This is a genomic window from Roseibium sp. 10G30-5 (genome assembly GCF_055809635.1).
Map to the genome: position 1 here is coordinate 2,403,665 of NZ_CM147918.1, position 18,266 is coordinate 2,421,930.

Consider the following 18,266-nt stretch of genomic DNA (forward strand, 5'->3'; position numbering starts at 1 on the left):
GAGAGGAAATTGTGTCTGCCTCAATGAGTTTTGTCGATAACACCCTGGATCGGCAGGCCAACCGTCGCTCCGACAGTGTCTGGATGGCGGACCGTTTGCGCCAGCCAGATGCGCGGGTGATCCTGGAGACGTCTGGTCGGTTCCTGTTAGGGCCGGACTTGACCGACATTGGCTTTTCCCCGGCTCAGGCCGAAGCTCTGGGCGCTGATCTGGATGCCCTTGTCTTTCTGGGCCAAGGCAAAAACGCAACGCGCCCTTTGTTTGCCACTTCCGTTGTCATGGAAGACGAAGAGTTGGACGCGCGCAGTGATGTTGAGGCGTTCGATTTGCGACCGCTCGCCGGGCAGAACAACTTCTCGGTACAAGAAATCAGCCTTTTGGCGCAGGCGCGTTCGATGCTGCATTGGCACCGCACGCATCTCTTTTGTGCCCAATGTGGCCAGCCGACGAAGATGCAGGATGCGGGATACCGCCGCGGCTGCCCGTCATGTGAAGCGCAGCATTTTCCGCGCACCGATCCGGTTGTCATCATGCTGATTACCGATGGCGATCGTCTGCTGCTGGGCCGTCCGCCGCGCCTGTGCCGAAGGCGTCTTCACCACGCTCGCGGGCTTTATGGAGCCGGGGGAAACCATTGAACAGGCGGTGCGCCGTGAGACGATGGAAGAAGCCGGCATTGAGGTTGGCGAGGTTCAGGTGCTGGGCAACCAGCCTTGGCCGTTCCCGGCCAACCTCATGCTGGGGTGTATCGGTCGGGCAACATCAAGCGAGATCACGATGGATGAGGTTGAGATGGAAGCCTGTCGGTGGTGCTCACGGCAGGAAGTCAAACAGATGATTGATCGTACTCACCCTCAGGGCGACCACATTCCGCAGTCAATCTCCATTGCATCGTGGTTGATTCGCGGTTGGTCCGCAGGCACCTTCGACCTGTCTACGGACTGACTTGGCAATGAAAAATGCGGTTGGGGGCATCATGAAGAACGAACGAGCAATCGGAGAGCGCCGAGCGACGAGAAAGCTTTGCTGGAAAGCCGGAGTGCTGTCGCTGCTGGTTGTCTCATCTCCGACGTTGACCGTGCAGGCTGCGTCGGCATCGGCTTTGGACACAGCCTTCCATCGTTATCTCGAAAAAACGGTGCGACCGGATGCTCTCAAGGCTGGTGTCCAGCCGCAGATGCTGGACAAGGTTCTGAAAGGCCTGTCTTTGAATACACGCTTGCCCGGACTTGTCAGGCCGGGCGGCAAGGGACAGCCACCCAAAGTCAATTATCAGGCCGAGTTTCGGGAGCCAGAGCGGTATTTCCGCGACAGCCAGTTTCAAGCGCTGGTGGGGCCGGGCGTTGCCCTGAAACGCAAATATGCGATGACGCTCCGCCAGATCGAGCAGAAATACGGCGTTCCGGGGCGTTTTGTTTTGGCGGTCTGGGCGCGCGAATCCGCTTATGGTCGAGCCAGTATTCCATATGATGCGATTCAGGTGCTGGCGACCCGCGCCTTCATGGGGCAGCGTCCGAAGGTCTTTGAAAACGAGCTGATTGATGCTCTCAAAATCCTTCAGAATGGCGATGTAAAACGCGCCGATATGAAAAGCTCCTGGGGTGGTGCTATGGGACAACCGCAATTTTTGCCGAGTAGTTTTGACAGGTATGCCGTCGATTTTGACGGAGATGGTCACCGAGACATCTGGACCTCTGCGCCAGACATCATGGCGTCTATTGCCCATTTTCTGGCAGAGCACGGCTGGCAGCGCGGCAGCGACTGGGGCTATGAAGTGCGCGTTCCGGCCTCTGTGTCCTGCGCGGGCGAAGGCCCGGATCATCGTATGCCGATTTCAAAATGGCAGGCGATGGGCATCACGCGGGTGAAGGGGCGCCATTTTTCAAGTCACCAGCTTGGCGAAGACGCCAGCTTGCTGATGCCGGCTGGTCGATATGGCCCAGCCTTTTTGGCAACGCGCAATTTCTATGTGCTGAAAGAGTACAACGAGAGTGATACCTATGCGCTGTTTATCGGTCATCTGGCCGATCGTTACAGCCATAATGTTGGCTTCGCCGGGGATTGGAAATCGGTAAAGCCTGAAACTCGTGGCGCCGTGCGCGCGTTGCAGCTCAAACTGCAAAAGCAGGGTTATGACGTTGGTGGCGCCGATGGATTGATCGGCTTCAAGACGCGCCGGTCCATTGGCACGGCACAGCAAAAAGCCGGTCACGCCGCGACTTGCTGGATTGACTAAAGGCCTGCGTGGGGTACGGCATGCCCGCTGACAAGCCGTGGCGCGTGTAGGCGACATGCAGCATCATCCTTCAGCCATATCGTGCTGTTGCTTATTGGCTCACCACGGTGTCATCTTCGGTTGAAGTTGCTTCAAGATGCAGGGCAGCGGCCATTAGCGCCTTGGTGTAGTCGGTCTGCGGACGGTCAAAGATTTCGTCCGAAGGTCCTGCTTCGACCACCTTGCCGTTTTTCATCACCACCACGTCATTGGCGAGCGCGCGCACCACTTTCAGGTCGTGTGAGATGAACAGATACGCCAAACCATGGCGCTTCTGAAGGTCTCGCAGAAGATCGACAACCTGCGCCTGCACACTCATATCCAGCGCGGACGTTGGCTCGTCCAGCATGACGAACTTTGGTTCAAGCACCATAGCGCGGGCAATCGAGATACGCTGACGCTGGCCACCGGAAAATTCATGCGGATAGCGAAAGCGCGTGGCAGCATCGAGCCCCACTTCTTCCAGTGCCGCTGCAACTTTGTGGTCGCGTTCCCTGGATGACAGCTTGGGAAAGTGCACCTGCAACCCTTCGCCCACCACATCAGACACCGACATGCGCGGTGACAGAGCGCCGAAGGGATCCTGAAAGACGATCTGCATGTCGCGGCGCAAGGGCCGCATGTCCTTCCACGAGCGACCTTGCAAGGCATGATCGCCGAACTGGATCCGGCCTTCGGACGAAATCATTCGCAAAATCGCCAAGCCTAATGTGGTTTTGCCTGACCCACTTTCTCCAACAATGCCAAGAGTTTGTCCTTGCCGAACTGCAATGTCGATGCCGTCGACCGCCTTGACGTGACCGACCGTCTTGCGAAAGAAGCCTTTCTTGATCGGAAACCAGACCTTGAGGTTATCTGTCTTAAGAACGATCGGGCGGCTGTCGTCCGTGCGTGGTGGCTCGCCCTTTGGCTGTGCCGACAGCAGGTGCTGGGTATAGGGATGCTTTGGCGCATCAAAGATCTCGCGGACGTTGCCGCGTTCCACGATCTCGCCTTTGGTCATGACGCAGACGCGGTCGGCAAACTTGCGCACAATGCCAAGATCGTGGGTGATAAACAGCATTGCCATACCCTGCTCGGCTTGAAGGTCCTTCAACAGTTTGAGGATCTGGGCCTGCACGGTGACATCAAGGGCGGTTGTGGGTTCGTCCGCGATCAACAGGTCAGGTTCGTTCGCCAGTGCCATGGCAATCATGACGCGCTGTCTCTGGCCGCCAGACATCTGATGTGGATAGGACGCCATGCGGGTTTCCGGATCCGGGATGCCCACCTTGGTCAACAATTCCAGAACCCTTGCACGGGCCTGATTGGGGCGCATGCCTCGGTGCAGTTTCAGCACTTCGGCGATTTGCCGCTCCACCGTATGCAGTGGATTGAGCGAGGTCATCGGCTCCTGAAAGATCATCGAGATGCGATTGCCGCGTACCTTACGGATGGCCTTTTCGTCGGCATCAAACAGATCTTGCCCGTCAAACAGGATTTCACCGCTGGGGTGAGAGGCCATTGGATAGGGCAGCAGTTTCAGGATCGATTGGGCGGAAACGGATTTGCCGGAGCCGCTTTCTCCCACCAGAGCCAGTGTTTCGCCTCGGGCAATGTCGAAGGATACGTGATTGACGGCAAGCATGTCCGGGTTTTCCGCCTTGCCAAAGGCCACGGAGAGATCCTTGACGGATAGAAGGGGCGCATCGGTCATGGACTCTTCTCCTACTGAAAGTTCTTGCGGGGATCGAATGCATCACGCACCGCCTCGCCGATGAAAATCAGCAGACTGAGCATGATCGAGATCGCGAAGAAGCCGGTGATGCCCAGCCATGGGGCTTGCAGGTTGTTCTTGCCCTGGGCCAGCAACTCGCCAAGGGAGGGCGAGCCGGGAGGCAGACCGAAGCCGAGGAAGTCCAGCGCCGTCAGCGTCGAGATTGATCCGTTGAGGATGAAAGGCATGAAGGTAAGTGTTGCCACCATGGCGTTCGGCAGCATGTGTCGCCACATGATTACCTTGTTGGAAACGCCAAGCGCACGTGCGGCGGAAATATATTCGAAGTTTCGGGCGCGCAGGAATTCCGCGCGCACCACGCCCACAAGCGCCACCCAGGAGAAGGCAAGCAAAATGGTGAACAGCGTCCAGAAACCGGGCACCAGAACAGAGGACACAATCAGAATGAGGTAGAGCGTCGGGATGGACGTCCAGACTTCGATAAAGCGCTGAAACAGCAGATCAATCCAGCCGCCGTAGAAGCCCTGGACAGCTCCGGCCGCGACGCCGATGACCGAAGACGCAACCGTCAGGATGAGTCCGAAGAGCACCGACAGGCGGAAGCCATAGACAAGCCGGGCCAACACGTCGCGGCCCTGATCGTCGGTGCCCAGCCAGTTCCAGTTGCCCATGGTGCAATTGGGATCGTCAACGCCCTTGTCGTAATGCGAGCAGCGGGTCTGCTTGTCCAGCATCCAGGAGGGCGGCGCAGGGGCAGGCACCGGGATGGCATTGTTGACGGTGCCGTAGGAATAGCGAACCAGCGGCCAGAGCATCCAGCCGTGCGACTGGATTTCCGTCTGAATGAAAGGATCACGGTAGTCGGTGATCGCCAGGAAACCGCCGAATTTCTCTTCCGGGTAATCGACCAGCACCGGACTGAGCACTTCGCCCTTGTAATAAACGAGGAGCGGCTTGTCATTGACCCATAGCTCCGCCCCCAGAGTGACGATGAACAGGATCATGAAGATCCAGAAGGACCAGTAACCGCGCCGGTTGGCCTTGAAATTGGCCCAGCGACGCTTGTTGATCGGCGACAAGGCAAAGCGGCGGCCGGCTTCGCTGATCTCGGCACCGGGAACGGTCTGCTCGGTATATTCTGACATGCTCAGACCTCCCGCGATTCAAAGTCAATGCGCGGATCAATCCACGTGTAGGTGAGATCTGAGACAAGGTTCACGATCAGACCCATCAGGGAAAAGATATAGAGCGTTGCAAAGACGACGGGATAATCACGGTTCACAATAGATTCGAAGCTGAGCAGGCCGAGGCCATCCAGAGAAAAGATCGTCTCAATCAGCAGAGACCCGGTGAAGAACGATGTGATGAAGGCGCCGGGAAAGCCTGCGATGACGATCAGCATGGCGTTGCGGAACACATGCCCGTAGAGGATCTTGCGTTCGCTCAAGCCCTTGGCCCGTGCCGTCGTGACATATTGCTTGCGGATTTCGTCGAGGAACGAGTTCTTGGTTAGCAGGGTTGTTGTGGCGAAGGCCGAGAGGACCAGCGCTGTCAGCGGCAGTGCAAGGTGCCAAAAGTAATCGGCAATGCGCATTGGCCAAGACAGGGCTTGCCAATTTTCCGAAACAAGTCCGCGCAAGGGGAAGATGTCGAAGAACGACCCACCGGCGAACAGCACGATCAGCAGGATGGCAAACAGAAAGCTTGGAATGGCATAGGCAACAACGATGACGGTGGAGGTCCAGACATCAAACCGGCTGCCGTCTTTCACCGCCTTGCGAATGCCAAGCGGGATCGACACCGCGTAAGAAATCAGCGTCATCCAGATGCCGAGCGAGATCGAAACAGGCAGCTTTTCCTTGATCAGATCAATGACGCTGATGTCGCGGAAATAGCTTTTGCCAAAATCGAAACTGGCGTAATTGACCACCATGTCCCAAAAGCGCGTCAGCGGAGGCTTGTCGAAGCCGAATTGCTTCTCCAGTTTCTTGATGAACTCTGGATCAAGCCCCTGTGCGCCGCGATATTTGGAACTGGTGCCACCGCCCGCCGACTGAGCAGACATATCCTGTCCCAGCCCTTGCATGTCGCCGCCGCCGCCACCACCGATACGCGAGGTTGCCGACACATCCGTGCCGGAGAGCTGCGCAATCACACGTTCGACAGGACCACCGGGTGCAAACTGGATAATGATGAAGTTGATCGCCATGATGCCGATCAGGGTCGGGATCATCAGCAATAGACGTCTCAGGATATAGGCACCCATTTCGGGGTCATAGCCTCTCTTGCTTTACGGGTCAGGCCTTGCCGATTTTTTTCGCTTTTGCCTGGTCGAACCACCACAGGCTTTCAACGGGAAAGCTGTCGTATTCAGGTGGGCTGTCGGGGTAGCCGAACATATCCCACATGGCAATGGTGTGGATGGCCTTATGCCATTCGGGCACCCAGTAATGGCCAGCGCGCAGCACGCGATCCAGCGCCCTTGCAGCCACTGTCATCTTGTCTCGGGTGTCTGCCGTCAAGGCCGCGGAAATCAGGCTGTCTACGACCGGGTCCTTGATCCCGGCGTAGTTGCGGCTGCCCTTGGTTTGGGCGGCTTGTGTGCCCCATGTCTGGTACAGAGTATCAGACAGCGTTGCCCCTTGCATGTAGCGGGTGCTGATGATGTCGAAATCAAACTCTTCCAGACGAGACTGATATTGCGAAGGATCAACGAGACGATAAGTTGCCTCGATACCGAGTCGTTTCAGATTGTTGGCAAACGGCTGGATGATGCGCTCAAAGGCAGGCGTGTTGCTCAGGAATTCGATGGTGAATGGATCTCCGGCAGGGGTCAGTAGCTCTGATCCCTGGCGTTGGCAGCCAGCTTTTTCAAAAGCTCTGAGGCTTTGCGCAGAAGGGTCCGGTCAAAGCCCGAGCCATCAGAGACCGGCGGCATGACTGCTTCGCCGAAGACCGCATCTGGCACTTTGCCCCTGAAAGGCTCCAGCAATGCCAGTTCGGCCTTGGAGGGTTTGCCCTTGGCCATCATGTCGGTGTTTTCGAAATAAGATGTGGTGCGCTTGTATAGATCGAAGAACAGTGCCTTGTTCGACCACTGGAAATCAAAGGCATAGCCGATAGCTTCGCGCACCAGCGGGTCGGAAAACTTGGCTCTGCGGGTGTTGAAATACCAGCCTTGCGCGCCGGACGCCCGTTTGTCCGGCAACTGCATTCGCACAACCTTGTGCTCTGCCAAAGCAGGGAAGTCGTAATCCGTCGTCCAGATCTTCGAGCTGAATTCCTCCCTGTAGGTGATGTCCCCCTTCTTGAAGGCTTCAAAGGCCACCTGATGCTCGCGAAAGAAGTCGATGCGGATGTGATCGAAGTTTGCCTTGGCCTTTCATGACCGGCAGATCCTTGCCCCAATAATCCTCGACGCGCTCATAGGTGACATAGCGCCCGACAGCGTGATCGCCGACCTTGTAGGCTCCGGATGACAGGGGCGGGGTCAGGGTCGATTGATTGAAGTCGTAGGACGAATAATAGCGCTTGGAAAAGATCGGCAGTTGCGCCACCAGCAGAGGAACCTGCCGTGTCTGCTTGCCGGAAAAATGCAGCGCGACCTTGTAATCATCCACGACTTCGGCGGTCTCCAGTTCATGCAGATATTGCGCAATGACCGGATGGCCGTCCTTCTTCAGGGTCAGCATGGAGAATGCTGCGTCCTCGGCCATGAGTTTCGAGCCGTCGTGAAAATGCGCTTCCGGGCGCATTGTGAAGACATAGGTGTTGCCATCCGGCGAGATGTCGACAGCACTGGCGACAAGACCGTAGACAGCATCCGGCTCGTCCAACGCCCGGACCATCAGACTGTCAAAACACAGCTCCATGCGCGGCGGTGCGTCACCCTTCAAGATGAAGGAGTTGAAGGTGTTGAAGGTCTGCGGGCTCTGATTATAAGCCCAGCTTGGTACCGTGAAGGTGAACTGACCGGCCTTGGGCGCTTGCGGATTGACGTAGTCAAAGTGCGCAAAGTCGGCCGAATATTTGAGGTCTCCGAAAACGGATAGTCCGTGGCGTGCGACAGGCGGTGCGGCCTGCGCTGCCGTTTGCGTTGTCGTCGCAGCCGTGGCCTTGCTATCAAATCCGGACACCACACCGGGAAAGGCACTTGCCAGTCCGGCCAGTCCCGTTGCCTGCAAGAACCGGCGGCGAGTATGGTCAGGGTGTGACATCAGTGGGCAACCCCCGTCGTTTCGGCCTTGGCCTTGTCATACCACCAGATCTGCGGAAAGCCGGGCGTGTATTCCGGCATGTTTTTGGGATGTGAGAAGCGATTCCAGCGGGCGGTGCGATAGGCATCCAGATACCACTGAGGAATGACGTAGTCATGCGCCAGAAGCACACGGTCCAGCGCGTGTGTGGCTGCCACCAGCGTGTCGCGGTCCGTGGCATAGACCACCTTGTCGATCAACGCATCGACGCCGGGATCCTGAATACCGGCATAATTGCGCGAGTTTGGGTCGTTGGCAGAGGAAGACCCCCAGAAGCTGCGCTGTTCGTTGCCCGGCGACAGGCTTTCGGCCCACAGCAAGGTCGCCATGTCGAAATCGCGGGACCGGATGCGGTTGATGTACTGTGGGGTATCAAGCACGCGCATGGTGAGCTTGATACCAATGAGCTTCAGATCATCCGCATAAGGCAGCACATAACGTTCGGCGCTTGGATCCTGGGCAATGAAGTTGATGACAAAAGGCTCGCCTGTCTTTGTGTTGACCAACTGACGACCCTTCAGCTCATAGCCAGCTTGCTTGAGCAATTGCAGTGCCTTGCGCAGGTTCTTACGCAATTCTTGCGGCGAGCCTGCCATGGGATTTGTGTAGGGTGTGGTGAAGACGCTGGCCGGGATCTTGTCCTTGATCGAGTTGAGGATTTCCAGCTCCTTGCCCTTTGGCAAGCCCTCCGGGTGAGCCAGTTCGGTGCCGGCGAAATAGGAGTTTACGCGCTTGTACTGGCCAAAGAAAACGGTGCGGTTCAGCGTTTCGAAATCAAAGGCCAGGTTGAGCGCTTGGCGCACACGTTCATCCTGAAACTTCTTACGGCGGAGGTTGGGCACAAACGCCTGCATGACGCCCATGCTGTGGTTCGGGAACACCTGCGTGATGACCTTAGCCATTCTGCTCTGCCGGAAATTTGTAGCCGGTGGCCCAGTTCTTGGCCGAATTCTCCATCCGCCAGTCGTACTGGTCGCCCTTGAACGCCTGAAACTCGACAGTGCCATCCCGATAGGAATCATAGCGGATGGTTTCAAAATTATAGGTGCCGACACGCACCGGCAGGTCCTTGCCCCAATAGGTCGGGTCGCGCGTGTAGACCACGCGACGATCAAAGCTGAATTTCGTCACCTTGTACGGACCGGATCCCATCGGCGCTTCACGTAGGCCACTTGCAATGCTGCGCTTTTGGCCGTTGGCGTCCGTGCCTTCAAACCAGTGTTTCGGCAACACCATCAACTGTCCGAGAATATGGGGAAGTTCACGGTTGCCCGGTGCGTCAAAGGTGAAACGGACAATGCCGCCGGGTTCAACCTTTGCCGTCTTCACGTTGTGATAGTAAAACTTGTACTGCGGACTGAGCTCGGTTTCCTGCTTGAACGACCAGACGACATCCTCTGGCGTGATGGGTTTGCCATCCTGCCAGCGCGCCTTCGGGTTTATGCGATACTCCACCCACGCGTAATCTGCGGGGTAACGCATGGCATCCGCGATCAGCCCGTACATGGCGCTGGTGTTGTCTTCGTCCAGCGACGGCTCCATCAGCGGCTCATAGACCAGATTGATGCCGGGCGCGGGATTTCCCTTGGGCAGAATGGGATTGAATGTGTCAAATCCACCACTGACTGCCATGCGCACCAGACCGCCTTTGGGTGCGTCCGGATTGACGTAGTCAAAATGCTTGGCATCAGCAGTGTATTTTGGTTTGCCGGAAAGCGTGGTGGCATAGCGCCAGTACCGGAGGGGTGACCGTCGGGGCCGCCGATGAGCTGCTGTCTTGTGCGCTGGGGGCTTGTGACACCGGTGATGGTGTCTGGGCCTGCGCAACCTGGAAGCTGCCTGCGATCATGACACCGCAGAGGATTTGTCTCATTACCTGTTTGTGCAATGGGACATGCTTCATTCCGGCCTCCAGACTAGATGATCCTGAACAGATGGTGGCCGATGAGGGCCTGCAACACCTCTTGATGATTGATACTAGGGGAGAAAGTAAGGCAACGTCACCCGTTCAAGGGATCAATGGTAAAATTTGATTCCAAAATACAGTTTTTTTGAAATTCATACACAGTCCCCACCACACCTCCTGAGGGATGCGTGAGCAAAGGGCTTGATGCCCCTGATGTTATTCGCTGGCACCGTCCCCGGTCGAAGCGACAGGTTCTTTGGCAGCTTTCGGGTCGGGCAGGGCTTCCGGTGTGTCAGAAAGCGTGCGCAGGAAAGCGATCAGATCGGCCCTGTCATCCGGCTTTTTCAAGCCTGCAAAGCCCATCGTGGTACCCTTGACCTCATTGCGCGGCTTGGTGACGAATTCGTCCAGCAGTGCGTAGGTCCAATGATCATGGGTTTCACCGAATTTCTTCATGCCGGCGGAATAACCAAAGTCCGGTACACTGGCTGGATGGCGGTTCACAACATCCCAAAGATGCGGTCCAACCTTATTGCCACCGTCTTTGGTGACCGTATGGCAAGCCATGCATTTGCGGGCAATCTTTGCACCGTTCTCAGCACTTGCCGAGGCTAAGGCGCACGGCGATAGGTTCAACCTGCGGAGCGGCGCTGGCAGCGTCGCTGCCGTCTTCTCCGCCATGTTCGATCACCGCGATTTCGTAGCCCGGTTTATCCGGTGTCGCTGGATGAAAAATCACGTCCGACACGATGCCCAGTCCCATGGTCAATATCAAAACCAGCAGGACCGCGGTCGAGACCTTGGTCAGTGTAAAGGAATCCATGTCGGTTAAGCCCCAAAGTTAATTTATGCTCGAGCCCCTCCCTGGAGTTCAAAACGAACCCCGAGCTCATTAACTTCCCGCATGACGTCGACGGTACAAATTTTTTGACCTCTCTGTCCATAGGTATAAAAGGACAGCCGTAATATAGCCACGTGGTGAAAGACCCCTTTTGTAGAATAGGTGAACCCGGATGCCGTCAATCCTGACAATTATACCATCTCGTCTTGCTGCGAGCCGTTTGCCGAACAAACCGCTGGCCGATATTTGCGGCAAGCCGATGATCGTGCGCGTGCTGGAGCAGGCTGAAAAGGCTGGTATCGATGGACGCACTGTGGTGGCATGTGATGATGAAAAAGTGGCTGAGGCCGTGCGTCAGCATGGCGGCGAGGCCATCCTGACGCGGCCTGATCATGCCTCCGGGTCTGACCGTATCTATGAGGCTGCCTGTTTGGTCGATCCTGACGAGACATTCGATATTGTGCTTAACCTTCAAGGGGATGTACCCTTGATTGAACCTGCTGCCGTGCTGGCTGCGCTGGAACCCTTGTCGAACGGGAGCACAGACATTGGCACCATCATGACGGAAATCACCGATCCGCAATTCCGCGATGATCCAACCTTCGTGAAGGCCGTGACCACACCATTGAGCGAGAGCATCCACCGGGCGCTTTATTTCACCCGCGCCACCGCGCCGACCGGCCCGGGGCCGCTGTTCCAGCACGTCGGGGTCTATGCTTACCGCCGTCAGAGCCTGAAGCAGTTCGTTTCGCTTGCACCGTCAGTGTTGGAGCAGCGCGAAAAGCTAGAACAACTGCGCGCTCTTGAGGCGGGGATGCGTATTGATGTATCGATCATTCACAGCGCGCCGATGGATGTGAATACCCCCGGTGATCTGGAGCGCGCCCGCGCCGCATATGCTTGACAAATGCAATGAACAATTTGCTGTGACATCGGCGTGAAAGCTGCCGCAACAAAGGGAAGAAAATGCCCGAACTGAAAAAAATTGTATTCCAGGGTGAGTTTGGTGCGAATTCGCATATGGCTTGTCGGGACGCTTATCCGGACTATGAAGCGGTTCCCTGTGCCACCTTTGAAGATTGCTTTCATGCGATGGATGAGGCCAGGGCGGATCTGGCAATGATCCCGATCGAGAATTCTCTGGCCGGCCGCGTCGCGGATATTCACCATCTGTTGCCGCAGTCCAGTCTGCACATCATCGGCGAATATTTCCTGCCGATCCGCTTTCAGTTGATGGCTCCCAAAGGTGCGAAAATCGAGGACCTGAAGGTGGTCCAAAGCCATGTTCATGCGCTCGGTCAGTGCCGCAAGATCATCCGCGAGTTGGGGCTGACAGCAGTGGTGGGCGCGGATACCGCGGGATCTGCCCGTCAGATCGCGGAAAGGGGCGATCCGACGGTGGCTGCCCTTGCTCCGGAAATGGCCGCAGACATCTACGGTCTGGATATTCTGCGCCGCGACGTCGAGGATGCTGCCCACAACACGACCCGATTCGTCGTGCTGTCGCGCGAGGAAATGATCGCACCGAACGCCGGTTCACCGATCATCACCACCTGTGTCTACCGGGTGCGCAACGTTCCGGCCGCGCTTTACAAGGCACTGGGCGGTTTTGCCACCAACGGCGTCAACATGACGAAGCTGGAATCCTATCAGCTTGAAGGCCAGTTTTTCGCCTCCATGTTCTATGCCGACATCGAAGGTCATCCGGAAGACCCATCGGTGGCGCTAGCCCTTGAAGAGCTGCGGTTTTACTGTGCCGAGTACAAGACGCTCGGTGTGTATTGCGCCAGCCCTTTCCGTGAAAAGATCCGCGAGCCGGAGGCCAATCGCGCCCTGCGCCCGACGCCGGTTCTGTCCTGACACGACACTGCCCGCTTGGCTCCGCTGACATTCCATTCCGTTAAACCAGAGAGACTTGATGACAGACACCCGTTTTGATGCCCTGTGCATCGGCAACGCCATTTGCGATGTGTTCGCTCATGTCGAAGAAGATTTTCTTGTGCGTGAGGCACTTGTGAAAGCCTCCATGCGCCTGATCGACACGGAAGAAGCCGTTCGCCTGTATGATCACATGGGCTCCACCGTTCGCCTCTCCGGCGGCAGCGCGGGCAATACGGCTGCTGGTCTTGCGTCGCTTGGCGGCAAGCCTGCCTATTTCGGCAAGGTGGCAGACGATGAATTGGGCGCCAGCTTCCAGCATGACATGCGCAGCATCGGTGTGCATTTCGAGACGCAGCCTTTGAGCGATCAGGAACCGACGGCGCGTTGCATGGTGCTGATCACGCCGGATGGCGAGCGTACGATGAATACCTATTTGGGTGCTTGCACCCGGTTGGGACCGCAGGATGTGGATGCCAACATCGTCGCCGCCTCTGCCTTCGTCTATATGGAAGGCTATCTGTGGGATCCAGAAGCCGCAAAGACGGCCTTTCTGGAGGCCGCTCGCATCGCTCATGAAAACGACCGCAAAGTTGCGATCACTTTGTCGGATTCCTTCTGCGTTGAACGCTATCGCAGCGAGTTCCTGAAGATGATCGAAGATGGCACCGTTGATATCGTGTTTGCCAACGAACATGAGTTGAAGGCGCTGTATGAGACAGCCGATCTGGACACGGCGATTGATGCCATCAGCAAGACCAACGCGTTGACGGCGCTGACCCTTGGGGCCAAGGGTGCCATGGCTATTGACGGTGATCGCACTGTGGAAGTTCCCGCCGAAGCAGTTGACGACATTGTCGATCTGACCGGCGCCGGGGATTTGTTCGCGTCGGGCTTTCTGTTTGCGCTTGCGCGTGAAATGGATCTGGCTTCGGCCCTGCAACTTGGCTGTGCGTGTGCCGCGGAAGTGATCTCGCACGTTGGCGCGCGCCCGGAAAAGTCTCTCAAGGATGTTTTGGCACAACTTCAACTGGCCAGTTAACCCGGATTGCCCGGGCTCATGAAACAACAAAGGCGGCCATTGGCCGCCTTTTTAGTACTGATATCGCGCAGGTTGACGGGCTGCTGCCGTCAGCCAGTCAGGTCTTCAACGCTGAGAACCTTGCCGTCTTCCGACAGGCGGTAGACGATAGGCACGCCGGTGCCGAGTTCACGCTTCAGGATCTCGTCCGGTGTCAGGTTTTCCAGTTCCATGATCAGCGCACGCAGAGAGTTACCGTGTGCTGCAACCAGAATGCGCTTGCCAGAAAGAACCTGCGGCAGGATCTCTGCATGGTAGTACGGCAGAACGCGCTCGGCAGTCATCTTCAGGCTTTCGCCACCTGGAGGGGAACGTCGTAAGAGCGGCGCCAGATATGAACCTGTTCTTCGCCGAATTTCTCGCGGGCTTCATCCTTGTTCATGCCGGTGATGTCGCCGTAGTCACGCTCGTTCAGCGCTTGATTCTGCGTTGTCGGCAAATCTTCCTGACCGAGCTCCGCCAGGATCAGCTTCAGCGTGTTCTGGGCACGGGCGAGATCCGATGTGAAAGCCTGATCGAACTCGAGCTTCATTTCGTGAAGCTCCTTGCCAGCCTTCTTGGCTTCCGAAACGCCAAGTTCGGTCAGGTCCGGATTCTTCCAGCCAGTGAAGAGGTTCTTGAGGTTCCACTCACTTTGACCGTGGCGGACGAGCACCAGAAGGTGTTCCATGGTCGTTCTCCTAAAACGTTGTTTCACAAGTGTCAGTTCAGGCCGAGGACATCGGTCATGGAATAGAGACCGGGGTCCTTGTCAAACGCCCAGAGCGCCGCCTTGACGGCCCCCTTGGCAAAAAGCTTTCGATCTTCTGCGTAGTGGCTCAACTCAATGCGTTCTCCATCGCCTGCAAAGATCACGGCGTGTTGGCCGATCACCGATCCGCCGCGCAGAGTGGCAAAGCCAATGTCGCCCTCCTTGCGGGCGCCGGTGATGCCATCGCGTGCTCGCACCGAATTTTCGGCAAGATCAATCGCGCGGCCTTCCGCAGCTGCTTCGCCCAGAAGAAGTGCCGTGCCGGAGGGCGCATCGACCTTGTTGCGGTGATGCATTTCAAGAACCTCGATGTCGTATTCGGGGTCGAGGGCAGCGGCAGCCTTCTTGACCAGCGCCGCCAGAAGATTGACGCCAAGGCTCATATTACCCGATTTGACGATCCGTGCGGCCTCGGCAGACTTTGCAAGATCGGCTTCTTCGCTGGCTGTCCAGCCCGTTGTGCCGATGATGTGCATGATGTGGTGCTGTGCAGCCGCTTTTGCAAATGCCAGACTGGCTGCCGGAGCGGTGAAGTCGAGAACGCCGTCGCCCTTGGCAAAGGCTGCATGGACGTCGTCGGTGATGGCAATGCCAAGTGTTCCAAGTCCTGCCAACTCACCAGCATCCTTACCCAGATGCTCGGAGCCGTCGCGCTCGACAGCAGCCACAAGCTCGGCCTGCGGTGTTTCCGACACTTGACGGACCAAGGCGCGCCCCATGCGGCCACCGGCGCCTACAACGATCAAACGAATCCTGGACATTGCGCTTCCTTTAATCCCGTTCAGCACGGATATAGCAGTTTGAGAGGGGCTCGCAACAGTCAGATAAGTGGAATTGCTTGTCTGCAAAGACAAAAAGGGGCGGAAGTTGTCCTTCCGCCCCTTTGCATCAGTCTCGAAAATCAAGTCGCTTATTCAGCTTCTTTTTCGATTTCCTTGCCAGTTTCCTGATCGACGACCTTCATCGACAGGCGAACCTTGCCGCGCTCGTCGAAGCCCATGAGCTTGACGAAGACCTTGTCGCCTTCCTTGATAACGTCGGTCACCTTCGCAACCTTGCGCGGGGCAAGCTGCGAGATGTGGACCAGACCGTCCTTGGCACCGAAGAAGTTCACAAAGGCGCCGAAGTCAACGCACTTCACGACAGTGCCTTCGTAGATCACGCCAACTTCCGGCTCAGCCGCAATGGAGTTGATCCAGTTGATGGCAGCCTTGATGGCCTTACCTTCGGACGAAGCGATCTTGACCGTGCCGTCGTCTTCGATATTGACCTTTGCGCCGGTCTTCTCGACGATTTCACGGATGACCTTGCCGCCGGAACCGATGACTTCACGGATCTTGTCGACCGGAATCTGCATGACCTCAATGCGCGGAGCATGTTCGCCAAGTTCAGAGCGGGCTTCTGTCAGGGCGTTGGACATTTCGCCGAGGATGTGAACGCGACCATCCTTAGCCTGTGCGAGAGCGACCTTCATGATCTCTTCGGTGATACCGTCGATCTTGATGTCCATCTGCAACGACGTGATGCCATTTTCAGAACCAGCAACCTTGAAGTCCATATCGCCAAGGTGATCTTCGTCGCCCAGGATGTCGGACAGGACTGCGAAGCGATCGCCTTCCTTGATCAGACCCATGGCGATACCGGCAACCGGAGCCTTCAGCGGAACGCCTGCGTCCATCAGAGCCAGCGAGGTGCCGCAAACGGTTGCCATGGAGGACGAACCGTTGGATTCAGTCACTTCAGAGACAACACGCAACGTGTACGGGAACTCGTGGTGCGCCGGCAGCATCGGGTTGATAGCGCGCCATGCCAGCTTGCCATGACCGATTTCACGACGCCCGGGCGAACCCATGCGACCCGTTTCGCCGACCGAGTATGGCGGGAAGTTGTAGTGCAGCATGAAATGCGCCTTGTAGGTGCCTTCCAGTGCATCCACGAACTGCTCGTCTTCGCCTGTGCCCAGCGTGGAAACGACCAGCGCCTGGGTTTCGCCGCGGGTAAACAGAGCCGAACCATGAGCGCGCGACAGAATGCCGACTTCCGAAGAGATCGGGCGAACGGTCTGCAGATCGCGGCCATCGATGCGCGAGCCTGTGTCAAGAATGCCGCCGCGAACGATGTCCGCTTCCAGCTTCTTGAACTGGTCGCCGAGAACCGTTGCTTCCGGTGCAGCGTCTGCATCGGTTGCATTTGTGATCAGGGCTTCAACAACCTTGGCCTTGGCAGCGTCAACAGCGTTCTTGCGCTCGGTCTTGCTGGTGATGGCGTAAGCAGCCTTGAGGTCCGCCTGAACCATGTCCTTGATCTGCGCCTTGAGGGCGGAATGATCAGGGATGTTGAGTTCGCGGGGTTCCTTGGCAGCTGTTTCAGCCAGCTTGATGATCGCGTCAATTACCGGTTGGAAGCCACGATGACCGAACATCACAGCGCCGAGCATGGTGTCTTCGTCGAGTTCTTTGGCTTCGGATTCAACCATCAGAACAGCGTCGTTCGTTCCAGCGACGATGAGGTCCAGTGCGGACTCGGTCATATCGTCGACGAGCGGGTTCAGAACGAATTCGCCGTTGATAAGGCCAACGCGCGCGCCACCGATCGGGCCCATGAAGGGCACGCCCGACAGGGTCAGCGCTGCGGAAGAGGCAACCATCGCCAGAATGTCCGGAGCGTTTTCCATGTCGTGGGACAGCACTGTAATGACGACCTGAGTGTCATTCTTGTAGCCATCTGCGAACAGCGGGCGGATCGGACGGTCGATCAGACGCGATGTCAGCGTTTCATGCTCGCTCGGACGACCTTCACGCTTGAAGAAACCGTCAGGGATTTTACCGGCAGCATATGCCTTTTCCATGGTAGTTCACGGTCAGCGGAAAGAAATCCTGCCCCGGCTTCGGGGACTTGGCGGACACAACGGTCGCCAGAACCTTGGTTTCGCCATATGTCGCCAGAACAGCGCCATCGGCCTGACGAGCAATTCGGCCCGTCTCGAGTGTCAGCGGACGTCCGCCCCACTCAACTTCTACACGATGAGTATCAAACATCATGATTCCTTGCAGTAGCGTATTGACCACACCCGTCAAAGGCGTCTTCGATGTGGTCCATGTATCCCGATCGGCCCCGTACGGGCCGGTTACCGGATGGGACAAGCCACGGGCAAGACAACAGGCAACTCTGGCTCTCGGAGGGCTCCGAAGAGTAGCCGGCAATCCTGCCCCATGACTGTCACACGCCTTCCTATAGTAAAACGCGGCGGGTAAATCCACCCACCGCGTTTTTTGATCTCGCTTTAGCGGCGAATGCCGAGGCGCTGAATCAGCGTCTTGTAACGATCTTCGCTCTTGCCGCGGGCATAGTCCAGCAGCGAACGACGAGATGCAACCAGCTTCAGAAGACCGCGACGGGAATGGTTATCCTTGCCGTGGGACTTGAAGTGTTCGGTCAGGTTGGTGATCCGCTCTGTAAGAATAGCAACCTGGACTTCAGGCGAACCAGTGTCGCCTTCCTTGATTGCGTATTCCTTGATCAACTCAGCTTTGCGCTCAGGAGTAATCGACATCGTCATGT

At 57.0% G+C, this 18,266-nt stretch carries 17 protein-coding genes and 3 pseudogenes; 6 read left to right on the forward strand and 14 right to left on the reverse strand.

The window, feature by feature from the left end:
- Nucleotides 1–23: 23 nt before the first annotated feature.
- Genes AC0L7U_RS12195 through AC0L7U_RS12205 form a run of 3 tightly spaced genes read left to right on the forward strand, consistent with a single transcriptional unit; the run spans nucleotide 24 to nucleotide 2,236 of the window.
- Nucleotides 24–638: an NAD(+) diphosphatase gene (locus tag AC0L7U_RS12195; RefSeq protein ID WP_473691011.1), complete on the forward strand. Its 615-nt coding sequence runs from the start codon at nucleotides 24–26 to the stop codon at nucleotides 636–638.
- Nucleotides 616–945 carry an NUDIX domain-containing protein gene (locus AC0L7U_RS12200; RefSeq protein WP_473691012.1) on the forward strand — a complete coding sequence of 110 codons (330 nt, stop codon included), beginning with the start codon at nucleotides 616–618 and terminating at the stop codon, nucleotides 943–945. Before AC0L7U_RS12195 ends, AC0L7U_RS12200 begins: the two co-directional genes overlap by 23 nt.
- A 31-nt stretch (nucleotides 946–976) precedes the next feature.
- Nucleotides 977–2,236 carry a lytic murein transglycosylase gene (locus tag AC0L7U_RS12205; RefSeq protein WP_473691014.1) on the forward strand — a complete coding sequence of 420 codons (1,260 nt, stop codon included), beginning with the start codon at nucleotides 977–979 and terminating at the stop codon, nucleotides 2,234–2,236.
- Between the two features lie 91 nt (nucleotides 2,237–2,327).
- Here AC0L7U_RS12205 and AC0L7U_RS12210 read toward each other — a convergent pair whose 3' ends face one another.
- From AC0L7U_RS12210 to AC0L7U_RS12255, 10 genes and pseudogenes are all read right to left on the reverse strand, one after another.
- Nucleotides 2,328–3,971, reverse strand: coding sequence for an ABC transporter ATP-binding protein (locus tag AC0L7U_RS12210; protein WP_473691016.1), 1,644 nt, complete (start codon nucleotides 3,969–3,971; stop codon nucleotides 2,328–2,330).
- An 11-nt stretch (nucleotides 3,972–3,982) separates the two neighbouring features.
- A complete protein-coding gene (locus tag AC0L7U_RS12215) occupies nucleotides 3,983–5,137 on the reverse strand; it encodes an ABC transporter permease (protein ID WP_473691018.1) in 1,155 nt (384 codons plus the stop codon).
- Nucleotides 5,138–5,139: 2 nt separating this feature from the next.
- A complete protein-coding gene (locus AC0L7U_RS12220; RefSeq protein WP_473691020.1) occupies nucleotides 5,140–6,258 on the reverse strand; it encodes a microcin C ABC transporter permease YejB in 1,119 nt (372 codons plus the stop codon).
- A 31-nt stretch (nucleotides 6,259–6,289) separates the two neighbouring features.
- Entirely contained in the window at nucleotides 6,290–6,640 is a 351-nt protein-coding gene (locus AC0L7U_RS12225) for a hypothetical protein (protein WP_473695916.1), read from the reverse strand.
- A gap of 3 nt (nucleotides 6,641–6,643) precedes the next feature.
- Nucleotides 6,644–7,320, reverse strand: a pseudogene (locus tag AC0L7U_RS12230) (ABC transporter substrate-binding protein); the annotation flags it as partial.
- Nucleotides 7,310–8,209, reverse strand: a complete 900-nt coding sequence (locus AC0L7U_RS12235; protein ID WP_473691021.1) for an ABC transporter substrate-binding protein — start codon at nucleotides 8,207–8,209, stop codon at nucleotides 7,310–7,312. The gene AC0L7U_RS12235 and the pseudogene AC0L7U_RS12230, both read right to left, overlap by 11 nt.
- Nucleotides 8,209–9,150, reverse strand: coding sequence for an ABC transporter substrate-binding protein (locus AC0L7U_RS12240; RefSeq protein WP_473691023.1), 942 nt, complete (start codon nucleotides 9,148–9,150; stop codon nucleotides 8,209–8,211). Before AC0L7U_RS12240 ends, AC0L7U_RS12235 begins: the two co-directional genes overlap by 1 nt.
- A complete protein-coding gene (locus AC0L7U_RS12245) occupies nucleotides 9,143–10,075 on the reverse strand; it encodes an ABC transporter substrate-binding protein (protein ID WP_473691025.1) in 933 nt (310 codons plus the stop codon). The genes AC0L7U_RS12240 and AC0L7U_RS12245 overlap by 8 nt, the downstream gene beginning before the upstream one ends.
- A 295-nt stretch (nucleotides 10,076–10,370) precedes the next feature.
- Nucleotides 10,371–10,721 carry a c-type cytochrome gene (locus AC0L7U_RS12250; RefSeq protein ID WP_473691027.1) on the reverse strand — a complete coding sequence of 117 codons (351 nt, stop codon included), beginning with the start codon at nucleotides 10,719–10,721 and terminating at the stop codon, nucleotides 10,371–10,373.
- A gap of 28 nt (nucleotides 10,722–10,749) precedes the next feature.
- A complete protein-coding gene (locus tag AC0L7U_RS12255) occupies nucleotides 10,750–10,977 on the reverse strand; it encodes a hypothetical protein (protein WP_473691028.1) in 228 nt (75 codons plus the stop codon).
- 190 nt (nucleotides 10,978–11,167) lie between these two features.
- Here AC0L7U_RS12255 and AC0L7U_RS12260 point away from each other — a divergent pair, with 190 nt between their 5' ends.
- The 3 genes from AC0L7U_RS12260 (at nucleotide 11,168) to AC0L7U_RS12270 (ending at nucleotide 13,915) form a co-directional block, all read left to right on the forward strand.
- The gene (locus AC0L7U_RS12260) at nucleotides 11,168–11,899 is read left to right on the forward strand and encodes a 3-deoxy-manno-octulosonate cytidylyltransferase (RefSeq protein ID WP_473691029.1); all 732 of its coding nucleotides are present in this window, start codon (nucleotides 11,168–11,170) and stop codon (nucleotides 11,897–11,899) included.
- A gap of 62 nt (nucleotides 11,900–11,961) precedes the next feature.
- A complete protein-coding gene (locus tag AC0L7U_RS12265; protein WP_473691031.1) occupies nucleotides 11,962–12,855 on the forward strand; it encodes a prephenate dehydratase in 894 nt (297 codons plus the stop codon).
- 58 nt (nucleotides 12,856–12,913) lie between these two features.
- Nucleotides 12,914–13,915: an adenosine kinase gene (locus tag AC0L7U_RS12270; protein WP_473691033.1), complete on the forward strand. Its 1,002-nt coding sequence runs from the start codon at nucleotides 12,914–12,916 to the stop codon at nucleotides 13,913–13,915.
- Nucleotides 13,916–14,004: 89 nt separating this feature from the next.
- Here the strand turns inward: AC0L7U_RS12270 and AC0L7U_RS12275 are convergent.
- The 4 genes and pseudogenes from AC0L7U_RS12275 to rpsO form a co-directional block, all read right to left on the reverse strand.
- Nucleotides 14,005–14,624: pseudogene (locus tag AC0L7U_RS12275) on the reverse strand (2,3-bisphosphoglycerate-dependent phosphoglycerate mutase).
- A gap of 32 nt (nucleotides 14,625–14,656) precedes the next feature.
- A complete protein-coding gene (dapB, locus tag AC0L7U_RS12280; protein ID WP_473691035.1) occupies nucleotides 14,657–15,466 on the reverse strand; it encodes a 4-hydroxy-tetrahydrodipicolinate reductase in 810 nt (269 codons plus the stop codon).
- Nucleotides 15,467–15,615: 149 nt separating this feature from the next.
- Nucleotides 15,616–17,743 (reverse strand): annotated as a pseudogene (gene pnp / locus AC0L7U_RS12285) (polyribonucleotide nucleotidyltransferase).
- Between the two features lie 245 nt (nucleotides 17,744–17,988).
- On the reverse strand, nucleotides 17,989–18,258 hold the full coding sequence (gene rpsO, locus AC0L7U_RS12290) for a 30S ribosomal protein S15 (RefSeq protein ID WP_473691037.1): 270 nt from the start codon (nucleotides 18,256–18,258) through the stop codon (nucleotides 17,989–17,991).
- Nucleotides 18,259–18,266 lie beyond the last annotated feature (8 nt).